11 protein-coding genes are annotated in these 12192 nt (G+C 74.3%); 7 read left to right on the forward strand and 4 right to left on the reverse strand.

From position 1 onward, the window contains the following. Window positions 1-32 precede the first annotated feature (32 nt). Entirely contained in the window at window positions 33-890 is an 858-nt protein-coding gene (locus B4N89_RS32475) for a S1 family peptidase (protein ID WP_078980051.1), read from the forward strand. 131 nt (window positions 891-1021) lie between these two features. Then, the gene (locus B4N89_RS32480; protein ID WP_078980669.1) at window positions 1022-2002 is read left to right on the forward strand and encodes a GlxA family transcriptional regulator; all 981 of its coding nucleotides are present in this window, start codon (window positions 1022-1024) and stop codon (window positions 2000-2002) included. A gap of 44 nt (window positions 2003-2046) precedes the next feature. Here B4N89_RS32480 and B4N89_RS32485 read toward each other — a convergent pair whose 3' ends face one another. After that, the gene (locus tag B4N89_RS32485; protein WP_235619043.1) at window positions 2047-3765 is read right to left on the reverse strand and encodes a bifunctional 3'-5' exonuclease/DNA polymerase; all 1719 of its coding nucleotides are present in this window, start codon (window positions 3763-3765) and stop codon (window positions 2047-2049) included. 201 nt (window positions 3766-3966) lie between these two features. Continuing rightward, window positions 3967-4938 (reverse strand): helix-turn-helix transcriptional regulator, encoded by a 972-nt coding sequence (locus B4N89_RS32490; protein ID WP_078980052.1) that lies wholly within the window; start codon window positions 4936-4938, stop codon window positions 3967-3969. 143 nt (window positions 4939-5081) lie between these two features. On the opposite strand from B4N89_RS32490, the gene B4N89_RS32495 reads away from it, so the two are divergent. Beyond that, on the forward strand, window positions 5082-5477 hold the full coding sequence (locus B4N89_RS32495) for a RidA family protein (protein ID WP_078980053.1): 396 nt from the start codon (window positions 5082-5084) through the stop codon (window positions 5475-5477). A gap of 100 nt (window positions 5478-5577) precedes the next feature. On the opposite strand, the gene B4N89_RS32500 is transcribed toward B4N89_RS32495, so the two are convergent. Together B4N89_RS32500 and B4N89_RS32505 are read right to left on the reverse strand one after the other, a co-directional pair. Next, window positions 5578-6372, reverse strand: a complete 795-nt coding sequence (locus B4N89_RS32500; RefSeq protein ID WP_414646436.1) for a sigma-70 family RNA polymerase sigma factor — start codon at window positions 6370-6372, stop codon at window positions 5578-5580. 419 nt (window positions 6373-6791) lie between these two features. Further along, window positions 6792-7586 carry a hypothetical protein gene (locus B4N89_RS32505; RefSeq protein ID WP_143658160.1) on the reverse strand — a complete coding sequence of 265 codons (795 nt, stop codon included), beginning with the start codon at window positions 7584-7586 and terminating at the stop codon, window positions 6792-6794. A 354-nt stretch (window positions 7587-7940) separates the two neighbouring features. Here B4N89_RS32505 and B4N89_RS32510 point away from each other — a divergent pair, with 354 nt between their 5' ends. The 4 genes from B4N89_RS32510 (at window position 7941) to B4N89_RS32525 (ending at window position 12173) form a co-directional block, all read left to right on the forward strand. Then, window positions 7941-8315 carry a hypothetical protein gene (locus B4N89_RS32510; RefSeq protein WP_078980055.1) on the forward strand — a complete coding sequence of 125 codons (375 nt, stop codon included), beginning with the start codon at window positions 7941-7943 and terminating at the stop codon, window positions 8313-8315. Beyond that, window positions 8312-10594: a heavy metal translocating P-type ATPase gene (locus B4N89_RS32515; RefSeq protein ID WP_268812558.1), complete on the forward strand. Its 2283-nt coding sequence runs from the start codon at window positions 8312-8314 to the stop codon at window positions 10592-10594. Before B4N89_RS32510 ends, B4N89_RS32515 begins: the two co-directional genes overlap by 4 nt. Further along, complete coding sequence (locus B4N89_RS32520) at window positions 10591-11118, forward strand: copper chaperone PCu(A)C (RefSeq protein WP_078980056.1); 528 nt, start codon at window positions 10591-10593, stop codon at window positions 11116-11118. Before B4N89_RS32515 ends, B4N89_RS32520 begins: the two co-directional genes overlap by 4 nt. A gap of 185 nt (window positions 11119-11303) precedes the next feature. Beyond that, on the forward strand, window positions 11304-12173 hold the full coding sequence (locus tag B4N89_RS32525) for a pentapeptide repeat-containing protein (protein ID WP_235619044.1): 870 nt from the start codon (window positions 11304-11306) through the stop codon (window positions 12171-12173). The last annotated feature ends 19 nt before the right edge of the window (window positions 12174-12192 follow it).

Here is a 12192-nt window from a genome sequence, read left to right on the forward strand (position 1 = left end):
CGGCCGATACTCCCTCCACGAAAGGTCACCACATGCGCGCAACCACCTCGCGTTCCACCGCCGACACCGGCTCCGCCCCGCGCCGCCGGCGCGGCCTGGTCGCCAAGGCGCTCACGGCCACGGGAGCCGCACTGGTGCTCGGCACCACGGCCTTCGCCGGCAGCGCCGGGGCGATCGTCAACGGGCAGGACTCGACCGAGAAGTACCAGTTCATGGCCTACGTCCCGATGAAGGCGGCGGGCGTGGACGCCGGGTGCGGGGCCACCCTGATCGATCGGCAGTGGGTGCTCACCGCGGCGCACTGCGTCGACCGTGAGCTGCCGATCGAACTGGCCGGGACGGTGCGGATCGGCAGCGAGAACCGCACGCAGGGCGGCACCGTCCGCAAGATCGACAAGATCGTGATGCACCCCGGCTACTCGCAGCCGGCCGAGGAGGGTGGGTACAACGTCAACGACCTCGCGTTGATCCGCCTGGACCGGCCGGTCAAGGAGAAGCCGATCAAGCTCGCCAAGCAGGCCGGGCCGGTGGGCACGCCGACTCGACTCCTCGGCTTCGGCACGATCGTCGACCCGGACAGCCTGGAGAACGCGGTCTTCCCGAACCGGCTCCAGCAGTTGGACACCCGCCTGGGTACCAGCGCCGAGTGCAACGGCCGCACCGACGGCACGCGCCTGTGCACGGTCAGCCGCAAGCTCGATGCGATGGCCTGCTTCGGCGACTCCGGTGGCCCGCAGATCCAAAAGAACCGCGCCGGCCGGTGGGAGCTGATCGGCACCACCTCGGGCGACGGCGACGGCAAGCCGGGCTGCGCGACGGGCCCGGGTCTGTACACGAACGACACCGCGTACAAGAGCTGGATCCACAAGACGATCCGCGGCAACAAGTAACCCGACCCGCCACCCTGAACGCCCGGCCCGCCCGACGTGGGACACCCCCGCGTCGGGCGGGCCGGGCGACGGCCGCGTGGCGTGTCGAGGTGGTGCGCGGCTTCGAGGGCCGCGGGTGGTTGGATTCGGTCATGTCGGTCATCGCCGTGCTCGCCCTCGACGGGGTTCCCGGGCACCAGCTCACCGCCCCCGGGCTGGTGTTCGGGGTCGCCGGGCGCGAACACCGCGGCGTCGAGTACGAGATCAGGATCTGTTCCGGGCCCGGTATGCGGGCGACCGGCGGCCCGGCCGGGTTGCGGATCGGCGCGCCGTACGGACTCGACGCCCTCGCGGACGCGGACGTCGTACTGGTCCCGGGCCACGACCGCCACCGGGACGCGCCGCCGGCCGGCGTCCTCGCGGCACTGCGCGCGGCGGCGTCTCGCGGCGGCCGGATCGCCGCCGTCGACACCGGGGCCTTCACCCTCGCCGCGACCGGACTCCTGAGCGGACGCCGAGCCACCACCAACCGCCGCCACACCGACGAACTGGCCGAACTCCACCCCGACATCGACGTCGACCCCCTCGGCGTCGCGATCGAGGACGGCCCCTTCCTCACCGCCGCGGGCGTCTTCGGCGGCGTCGACGTGTGCCTGCGGCTCCTGGCGCACGACCACGGCCGGCGGGTGGCCGAGGCGACGAGCCGGGAACTGATCACCCCGCTGCACGTGTACGCCGACGACGTGCAGGAGGCGATCGCCCGGGAGGTCGCCGACAGCGTCGGTCTGGACCCCACGCTGCGCTGGATGCGCGACCACCTCCACGATCCGCTCACCGTCGCCGGCCTCGCCGCCCACGCCCGGACCAGCGTCAGCAGCCTCACCCGCCGCTTCCACGCGCACACGGGTCTGAGCCCGCTGCAATACCTGCTCCGCCTGCGCCTGGAAGAGGCCCAACGCCTGCTCCGGGAAACCGACCTTCCCGTCGAACTGATCGCGGACCGCACCGGCTTCGCCGCACCGGCCGCCATGCGCCGATACTTCCGCGCCCTCGGCGACACCACCCCGAGCGCCTACCGCCGGGCCTGCCGGGCCGCCGAGAACCGATCCCGCCGCCGGCCCGGATCCGACTGAGGCCGACCCGGGTGGGTGTGGTGCGCGCGGACGGGTCGGGCGCGCTACTTGGCCTCGGCGTAGGTGTGGGTCGCCGTCGGGACCAGGGGCAGCAGGACCGGGGTGTCGCCGAAGACCAGGGTCCGGGCCTCCTCCGCCGCCTCGGTGATCGCGGCGGATACCGCGTCGGTCAGGTCGGCGGGGCTGTGCACGATGAACTCGTCGTGTTGGAAGAAGACCAGATGCGGGCGGCCCGACGGGGACGCGTCGTAGCGGGCGAGCCGGCGGCGCAGCGCGGCGAGCAGGGCCAGCGCCCAGTCGGCGGCACTGGCCTGGATGACGAAGTTGCGGGTGAAGCGGCCCCGGGCGCGCGTCGATTTGGCGCCCGCGTCGTCGGCGCGGTCGGCATCGGGTTCGCCGCTCGCGCCGGCCTCGGCGAGGTCGAGCCAGGCGGAGGAAGGCGGCGGGCAGGTACGCCCGAGGCGCGACCGTACGATGCCGCCCTCCTCGCCGGTGCGGGCGGCGGCCTCGACGTAGCCCATCGCGTCCGGATACCGCCGCCGCAGGGTGGTCAGGAGCGGGCCGATGTCGCCGCTGGTCTGCCCGTACATCGCGCCGAGCAGGCCGAGCTTGGCCTTGGCCCGATCGCCCTGGAAGGCGGCCTTGGCCAACGCCTCGTACAGGTCGCCGGCGGCGGCGGAACGGGCCAGCCCGGCGTCCCCCGACATCGCGGCCAGCACGCGCGGCTCCAACTGCGCGGCGTCGGCGACCACCAGCCGCCAACCGGGGTCGGCCACGACCGCGCCGCGCAGGACGCGCGGGATCTGCAGCGCGCCGCCGCCGCGTCCGGCCCAGCGGCCGGTGACGACGCCGCCGACCACGTACTCGGGGCGGAATCGGCCGCCGCGCACCCAGGTGTCCTGCCACGCCCACCCGTGCGCGGCGTGCAGGCGGGCGAGTTCCTTGTACTTGATCAACAGGGCGGCGGCCGGGTGGGCCACGTCGCGCAGGTACCAGGTGCGGGTGGAGGTGAGCCGTACGCCCTGATCGGCGAACGCCTTCATCACCTGCGGATGCGAGTCGGGGTTGAACGCCCGTCCGCCGAGCGCCGCGCGCAGTTGCTCGGCCAGGTCGACGAGGTGTTGCGGCGGCGCGCCGGCGACCCGGGGCCGGGCGCCGAGCAGTTCGGTGAGCAGCGCGTCGTGTACGTCCACCCGCCAGGGCAGCCCGTCGGCGGCCATCTCGGCCGCGGCCAGCCCGCCGGCCGACTCGGCGGCGACCAGGAGCCGGAAGCGGGAGCGGCGGGCGGCGTCCTCGATCGCCTCGATGCGGCGCACCTGGTCGGCGTGCACCGCCACCACGGCCTCCAGCGCGTCGACGCCGGCGGGCAGCCGCAGCCGATCGGGCACGAACAGGCTGTCCTGCGCGTCGGCGGCACCGATCGGCAGGTCGTCGGGCACCGGCAGGCCCTTCAGCCGGGCCCAGGCCGCGCCCAGCGAGCGGGGTTCGCCGACCCGCTCCTCGTGCGCGAGCAGCAGCGACTCGACCAGCGCGAGGTCATGGCAGCGGCTCACCCGGGAGGGCAACAGCGGCGCATACGCACTCTCCGCCGAGGCCCACACCCATCGGGGCGGTACCGGCGCGGCCTCGAAGTCGGCCACCGCCGCGACCAGATCGGCCACATGGACGGCCGCCCCGAGTGGCACCCCGTCGTCCCCGAGCGGCCGCAGCCACCCTCCGTGCCCATAGGCGTCGGCCGCCACCGCCACGCGGGGCGCCCTCACCCGCACCACGCCCTCGGCCGGGCCCGGTCGACCGGGGCACGGCACACCCCGCACCGAGTCGAACCCACGGCCGACCTCCTCCCGCCGCACCGAATGCGCACGAACCACCCACAACCGGCAAGACCGCCGACCGACGAACACTACCTGCCGCCCCCGACAGAGACGGCGCCGACGCGAACGGGGGCGCGGGCGGGCGGTCGGTCAGGGGGAGGCCGCGTAGCGGTCGGCGGCGGCCATGGCGCGGTCGTGCAGGGACGCGCGCAACGACCGGGGGGCCAGTGCCTCGGCGTCCGGGTCCAGTTGCCACAGGGCCCATTCGGCGTGGCGGGCGTCCTGGAAGGTCACTTCGAGGCGCAGTCGGCCGTCCGCCTCCGGCTCCTCGGCGCGCACGGCCAGCGCGGTGGCCAACAACTCCTCCCGCCGTGCCGGGTTCACCCGCACCTGCACGGCGAATTGTTCGTCGGCCAGGAACTGCGCACAGCGTTCTCGCCAGATCCGGTCCAGGTCGACCCGGTTCGGCCGCTCCGCCGGTTCGGGAAGTTCCTCGGCGGCCAGCACCCGGGACAGGCGGTATGTGCGGTCCTCGCCGGCTCGGGTGGCCAGCAGATAGCCCCGATCGCGCACGGTGACCAGGCCGATCGGGTCCACCGTGCGCCACGTCGGCTCCCCACCGGCGGCCGCGTAGTGGATCCGGAGCCGGTGTCCGGCCAGCACCGCGCGCCGGACCTCGATCATCGCCGTACCGGGCACCTCCTCGGCCGGCGACCGGCGGGAGAGCAGGTCCGTCTCCGGCTCGACGAGAAACCGCTGCGCCGCGTCGTTCGCGGTGGCCCGATGGCTTTCGGGCAGCGCGTCGACCACTTTGCGCATCGCCGAGGCGAGCGCCGACCCGAGGCCGAACACCTGCTCGCCGCGCCCCGATCCGGCGGCGAGCAGGGCGAGGGCCTCGTCGTGGTTCAGCCCGGTGAGCTCGGTCCGGAAACCGGGTGACAGCACGAACCCGCCGTGCCGACCGCGCTCGGCGTACACCGGGACGCCGGCCGCGGACAGCGCCTCGATGTCGCGCAGCACCGTGCGCGTGGACACCTCCAGCTCGTCGGCCAGCGTGGCGGCGGTCAACCGACCGCGCTGCCGCAGCAACAACACCAGCGAAACCAAGCGATCCGCGCGCACCTCGAGAATTTTATCGGAATACCTGACCAAGGATGTCGTGATTCATTGCGAGGCTCTTCCCACGACGTCGGAGGCGGCCGTCGGGCCGCCGGACGTACGTATTTCCGACACCTGTGAAACCTGCGAATGGAGCCGACGTGGCAATGGAACGAACGGCAGTCAACCCGGTGACGTGGTCGACGGAGCTCGGGTTCAACCAGGGAGAGGTCGTCTCCGGGCACACCCGGACCCTGTACTGCTCCGGGCAGACCGCGATGAGCGCCGAGGGCAAGCCGGAGCACGACGGCGACATGGCGGCGCAGTTGGCGCTGACCCTCGACAACCTGGAGGCCGTTCTCGGCGAGGCCGGCATGTCCATCGCGAACCTGATCCGGCTCAACGTCTACACGACCGACGTCGATCTGCTCTTTCGACACTATGGCGTGCTGGCGTCACGATTGGGCGCCGCCGGGGTGGCGCCGACCACCACGATGCTCGGCGTGACCCGGTTGGCGATCCCGACCCTGATGGTCGAACTCGAGGGGACCGCGGTCGCCTGACGCGGACTCGGCGCACGAAGCGGGGCGCCGCCGACGGGCCGACGCCGCCCCCGCCCGAGGGCACGCCGCGCGCGGGTCGCGTGGCGTGCCCTCGGGCGGGTCAACCGGCTTTGCGGTGGGCGGCGGGGCGGGGCTCCGCGCAGTCGTGGCCGGCTCCGTCGGCCTCGCGCAGGAGTGCGATCAGGTCGCTTCGGGCTCTGGCGACGCGGGAGCGTACGGTGCCGATCGGGCAGCCGGCGATGACGGCCGCCTCGGCGTAGCCGAAGTCGAGCACCTGGGTCAGGACGAATGCCTCCCGTCGGGCCGGATGCAGCGCGCCGAACAGGTCGTCGAGGGCCAGGCCCTCCTCGAAGCCGGGACGGGTGATGTCCTGACGGCGTTCGGCGACTTCCACCCAGTCGTCGACGGCGGCGGTACGGGGCCGCGCGGCCGCCGCGCGGTACCGGTCGACGACGGTGCGTCGGGCGATGGACAACAACCAGGTCCGGACCGAGGACGCCCCCGTGAAACGCGGCAGCGCCGTCCAGGCCCGCAGGTACGTCTCCTGGGTGAGGTCGTCCGCGCTCTGGACATCGGTCAGGTAGGCGACGAAGCGCCATACGTCGCGATGCGTGCCCCGGACGAAGTCGTCCACGGCCTCCGGGTCACCGGCCGCACCGGCCAGGGCCCGCGCGGTCAGGTCGAAATCGGGCGTCGAATCCCCCGAGCGGCGGGAGTCGAGCGGGGTCACCGAGGCGGTGCGGTCGCCGCGCGGGGCTTCGGTAGCGCGGGACGGATCGGGCGTGGGCTGTGCGGTACGGCGCCCCGGGGGGCGCAGCATCACGGTCGTCGCGAGGGCCGGCGGTCGGTGTTCGGGCCGGTGTTCCGGTCGGGTGACAGGGTGGAGAGCAGACATGGTCCACGTCCTCGTCATGCGGGCGGCGATCGATCGGCGCCGGGCGGATCGATGCCGAGCGGGTGGAGGGGCGCGCGCCGGGAGCCGAGTGCGGCGGTGCCTGCGACTCGGACTCGACGACGCTGCGATGGAGCACCCGAGGACACACCGGGCCGGCTCGTACATTTCGGCAACGGCGTGAAGAACCGCACCATGGCCGCGAGAACCGGGGAACGTCTCCCGGTCACGACACCGGTGTCACTCGGGTGATCGGTACGCCTGAATCCACCGGCCACGATGCGACGACGGCCGGAGGCGCCGACGCGCACGCGGGACGCGCCCGGATCGGGCGGGGTCACCGTGCCGAAGGCACCACGGACCCGGCCGTCCCGCGCGGACGTGCGTGCGCCGGAGCGCACACGGGTGGACGTCGGTGGACGTCAGGCGTACAGCGCCGCCGGCGGCCCTCGACCCGGTAGCGGTCGGCTGACCCACTTGGGGACGGCCCGTACCCGACGCCGGCTCGCCCTCGGCATCGCGGGGCGGCCGGTGGCGATCGGCGACGTCCAGGCGCCGAACAGCGCGAGCACCACGGTGCCCGCCATCGTGGCGAGCAGGCGCAGCAGTCGGAAGACCGCCTTCTCGCCGTGCCGCAACCACAGGCCGCACCCGAGCGCGGCGAGCACGTGTGCGGCGAACATTCCGGTACCGCCGTGTCCCAAAACGGACATCAGCGCACTGTCGTGGTTCATCCCGCCCATCCCGGAACCGGAACCGGCAGCGGAACCGGCCGTGTGGTGCCCACCGGAGCCGGACGGCGGTCCGCCGAAGCCGGCCGCCGCCGGGGACTGTCGGGCCAGGTCCGGGTCCAGCCGCATCCGGATCAGCAGTTCGGCCACCGAGTGGGTCGGCGCGTCACCGGGGCGGTCGTCGTTGCACAGCAGGACCTGGAGCCATTCGGAGCGAAAGCGGGCCGCGCCGGTCGGCTCGGCGACCGGTTGCCGGGCCAGTGTGAACAACGTGTGCAACCCGGCCTGGGCGGCCAGTACGGCGGCCGTGATCGCACCCAGACCACGTTCGCGATCGGCCACGGCCCAGGCCAGTACGCCGATCCCGGCCCCGGCCCCGACCGGGGCGACCCAGTGCACCGGGGCGTCGGACATCAGTGTGTGCCCGAACAGCGCAAGCAACACACAGACCACCGCGAACATCGCGGCGCGAACGGCTCGAAGCACGGACCGGGCAGGCATGGTGAGCCTCATATTCCCATCCACGGGCGCCGATCGGACCCGGGGGTGGCCACCCACTTCCCGAACTTCTCCCGAACCCCGCCGAAACCCGGACCGAACTCGACCCCGAATCCGCCCGGAAGCCGATCGGAACCGGCACAGGGTCGGCACGGAATGGGCACGGAGTCGGCGCGGAATCGACGCCGAGGGCGGCAACCCCCCGCCGCCTGCCGCCGGTCCGCGTCGTCCCGAGCGTCCACCGGGAGTCCGCGCGAATCGTGTCGTCCGGGAACCAGGCATGATCGCCGGCCGACTACCGGGGTGCCCTCGCCCGCCGAACCGATCCCTGGAGCCCGATTCATGCCCGTGTTCGCCGGTGGACCCGACCCCCGGGATCGCCCCCGGCACCCGCGCCTGCGCCCGCCGTTCCGGCCACGGGCCGCCGGAGTCGCCGGAGTTGCCGAGGTCACCCCGGATTCGCCCTCGCGTCCGACGGCGGCGTCGCGTCGGGCCGGCTCGGCGCCCGGTACGGTGCTCGCCTTTCTCGGCCTGCTCCTGGTGCTGTTCGCCGTCGCGTTCACGATCGGCCGCCAGGCCGGCCCCGTGGCGCCCGACCTGCGCAAGCCGGGTCCGCCCGGGGCGCCGGTCAAGATGGGCGACGAGGGCGGCGGTCACGGCCGGATGGGCCTGGGCGGACCCGACGCCCGCCCCCGCGCCTTCGGCGCCGCCCTGTGACCACCTCCACCCGACCGATCACCACCGATGTGACCGTGTCCGGCATGACCTGCGGCGCCTGCGTGCATCGGGTCGAGCGCCGGTTGGCCAAACTCGACGGCGTCACCGCCACGGTCAACCTCGCCACCGGCCGGGCCCGCGTCGTGCATCCCGCGTCCCTGCCGGTGATCGACGTCATCGCGGCCATCACCGCCGCCGGCTACGAGGCGACCGTGGCCGGCCCGACCCCCGCCGACGCCGCCGCGACCGGCCCGGCCGTCGAGGCGATCGACCACGGTCGGCGCAACCTCCTGATCGTCGCCGCGCTGGCGCTGCCCGTACTGGTCCTGTCGATGGTGCCCGCGTGGCAGTTCACCGACTGGCAGTGGTTGTGCCTGACGCTGGCCGCGCCGGTGGCCACGTGGGGCGCCTGGCCGTTCCATCGTCGGGCCCTGCACGGACTGCGCTACGCGGGCGCGACCATGGACACCCTGGTCAGCCTCGGCGTACTCGCCGCGTTCGGCTGGTCCCTGTGGGCCCTGTTCGGCGGCGGCGCCGGCGAGCCCGGGATGCGGATGCCCTTCACCCTGCTGCCGCCCGCCGCCGGCGACGAGGCGCACATGTACCTCGAAGTCGCGGTCGCCGTGCCGCTGTTCGTCCTGCTCGGCCGCCGGCTGGAGGACCGGGCCCGGACCCGGACCGGCTCCGCGCTGCGCGAGTTGGCCGCGCTCGTCCCGGACCGGGTCGCCGTCCTGCACCCGGGGCCCGGCGGGAAGACGGTCGAGGTGACCGTGCCGACCGCGTCCCTGACGGTAGGTCAGGTGTTCGTGGTCCGGCCCGGCGACCGGGTGCCCGCCGACGGCGTCGTGGTCGACGGCCGCTCCGCGCTCGACGTGTCCCACCTGACCGGGGAAAGCCGCCCGATGGAGGTCGGCCCCGAGGACTCGGTGCCCGGCGGCAGCGTCAACGAGGGCGGCCGGATCACCGCGAGGGCCACCGCGGTCGGCGCGGACACCCGCCTCGCCCGGATCACCGCCGCGGTGGAGGAGGCCCAGGCCGGCAAGACCGGCGCACAGCGGCTCGCCGACCGCATCGCGGGCGTGTTCGTCCCGTCCGTACTGGCCGGCGCGGTCACCGTGCTCGGCTTCTGGCTCGGCGCCGGCGGCGACCCGCAGGCCGCGGCCGGCGCGACCATGGCCGTCCTGGTGGTCGCCTGCCCGTGCGCCCTCGGCCTGGCCACGCCCACCGCGATCCTGGCCGCCACCGGGCGCGGCGCCCGCCTCGGCGTGCTGATCCGCGAGCCCGCCGGCCTGGAACGCCTGCGCCGCGTGGGCACCGTCGTGGTCGACAAGACCGGCACGCTGACCACCGGCGGCATGAGCCTGCTGCGCTGCGTGGCCGCGCCCGACGTCGACCCGGACGAACTGCTCGCCCGGGTCGGCGCGGTCGAGTCCGCGTCCGGGCACCCGATCGGCCGGGCCCTCACCCGCGCCGCCACCGAACGCGCGGGCGCCCTGCCGCCGGTCGCCGATTTCGCCTCGGAGCCCGGAATCGGCGTACGCGGCCTGGTGGACGGCTCGCGGGTGGCCGTCCTGCGCCCGGGCGTGGAGGACGTCACCGCGCTGCCGGCCGGCCTGCGCGCCGCGCTGTCCGAGGCGGACGCCGCCGGGGACACCGCGGTCGTCGCGACGGTCAACGGCGTGCCGGCGGGCGTGCTGGTCCTGGGCGACTCGGTACGCCCGGAGGCCGCCGGCGCGATCCGGGCGCTGGATCGGCTCGGCGTCACGGTGATCCTGGCCACGGGCGATCGTCCGGGGCCGGCCCGGGCGGTGGCCGACGCGGTGGGGATCGACGAGGTGCTCAGCGAGTTGGACCCGCACGACAAGGCCGAACTCGTCCGCGGCCTGCGGCAGGACCAGCCCGGACGGGCCGTAGCGGTGGTCGGCGACGGCATCAACGACACGATCGCGCTCGGCGAGGCGGACCTGGGCATCGGCATGGGCGGCGGTACGGCGGCGGCTATCGGCGTCGCCGACGTGACGCTGGTGCGCGACGACCTGGGCGCGCTGGCCGACGCGATCCGGCTCTCCCGGCGCACGACCGGGACGATCCGGGCCAACCTCGGCTGGGCGTTCGGCTACAACGTGGTGCTGATCCCGATCGCGGTGACCGGGCTGCTCAATCCCATGCTCGCCGCCGCCGCGATGTCGGTCAGCTCCCTCGCGGCGGTCACCAACAGCCTCCGGCTGACCCGATTCCGGGCCGGCCGCCCCGACGACGCGAAGCGGGACCGGACATGAAGCCCCTGGCCGCACCGAAACCGCCGACCGTACCCGGGCCCCTGGCCGCGTTGAAGTCCGTCGCGGGCCCCGTCCTGGCCGCCGCCCTCGCGCTGGCCCTGCTCACCGTCTGGACCGCGACCGGCCGCGCCGGCAGCGCGCCCAAGCTCTCCATCAGCGACGGTCGGGTACACGTGGCCACCAACGCCGACGCCACCTCCGCCTACTTCACCATCCGCAACACCGGCGACGCGAACGACGAACTGGTCTTTGTCAGCACACCGATCACCACCGATGTCGGCTTCAGCTTCCACACCTACACGGGCTACGCCGGCCGCATGTGGATGACCAAGGCCCTGCCGATCCCGGCGAACGGCCTGCTCGGCATGACCGCGAGCGGCGCGAACATCATGCTCGGCACACCCCCCGGGCTCACCCCCGGCCAAACCGTCCCCTTCACCCTCCACTTCCGCCACAGCCCACCGATCCACACCACGGCCGTGGTGATCCGCCCGGGCACCTGGACCCCGAGCCGCACCTCCTGACGACCTCGGCCCGCGGACCGCGCGGCGGCAACCCCGACCCGGTCCGGCGGATCCGGGTGGCGGTCCGCCGGTAAGCGCAGCCCCGGCACGTTCGTCGGGGCCGATCGCGGACAATGGACGGATCGTCCCGGGCCGACCGCCGCCCCTCGGCCCGGCTCCCCCACCCCGTCAGGAGTCTTCGCACCGTGCCCGAGCAGCGCGAACCCGCAGCACCCGGCCCCGACCCGGTCCTCGTCGACGCGCGTGCCGAAGCCCTGCGCGCCGACTGCGCGAACTGCTTCGCGCTGTGCTGCGTCGCGCCCGCCTTCGCCGCCTCGGCCGACTTCGCCATCGACAAGCCCGCCGGCCGCCCCTGCCCCAACCTGCGCGGTGACGACTTCGGCTGCGGCGTGCACACGCGCCTGCGCACGATCGGCTTTCCGGGCTGCACCGTCTACGACTGCTTCGGCGCGGGCCAAAAGGTCGCCCAGGTGACGTATGCCGGGCAGGACTGGCGCCGGGCGCCGCACACCGCGCAGCAGATGTTCCGGGTCTTCCCGGTCATGCGTGACCTGCACGAACTGCTCTGCTACCTGAACGAGGCGCTGTCCCTGCCCGCCGCACAGCCGGTACACGCCGACCTCGGCGCCGCCTACGACGAGACCGAACGGCTGACCCTGGGCGGCCCCGCCGACCTGTTGCGGGTCGACATCATGGCGCTGCGGCAGCGGTACAACCCGCTGCTGCTGCGCGCGAGCGAGCTGACCCGCGCGGCCGTCCCGGGCCGCCGCAAGGACCGCCGCGGCGCGGACCTGATCGGGGCCCGCCTGGGGGGCGCCGACCTGCGCGGCGCGAACCTGCGCGGGGCGTACCTGATCGGCGCCGACCTGCGCGGAGCCGACCTGCGCCTGGCCGACGTGATCGGCGCCGACTTCCGCGACGCGGACCTGCGCGACGCCGACCTGCGCGACGCCCTCTACCTGACCCGGTCCCAACTCGACGCCGCCAAGGGCAACTCCCGAACCAGGCTTCCCGACGCCTACACCCACCCCGCCCACTGGATCCGGACCGGGTGATCCCCCCATGCGCCGGCGC

It is taken from the genome of Embleya scabrispora, from assembly GCF_002024165.1.
In the GTDB taxonomy this organism is placed as follows: domain Bacteria; phylum Actinomycetota; class Actinomycetes; order Streptomycetales; family Streptomycetaceae; genus Embleya; species Embleya scabrispora_A.

Coding starts and splice junctions, on each gene's coding strand:
- B4N89_RS32475 (WP_078980051.1), top strand. CDS start 33: ATGCGCGCAACCACCTCGCGTTCCACCGCCGACACCGGCTCCGCCCCG.
- B4N89_RS32480 (WP_078980669.1), top strand. CDS start 1,022: ATGTCGGTCATCGCCGTGCTCGCCCTCGACGGGGTTCCCGGGCACCAG.
- B4N89_RS32495 (WP_078980053.1), top strand. CDS start 5,082: ATGGAACGAACGGCAGTCAACCCGGTGACGTGGTCGACGGAGCTCGGG.
- B4N89_RS32500 (WP_414646436.1), bottom strand. CDS start 6,372: ATGTCTGCTCTCCACCCTGTCACCCGACCGGAACACCGGCCCGAACAC.
- B4N89_RS32510 (WP_078980055.1), top strand. CDS start 7,941: ATGCCCGTGTTCGCCGGTGGACCCGACCCCCGGGATCGCCCCCGGCAC.
- B4N89_RS32520 (WP_078980056.1), top strand. CDS start 10,591: ATGAAGCCCCTGGCCGCACCGAAACCGCCGACCGTACCCGGGCCCCTG.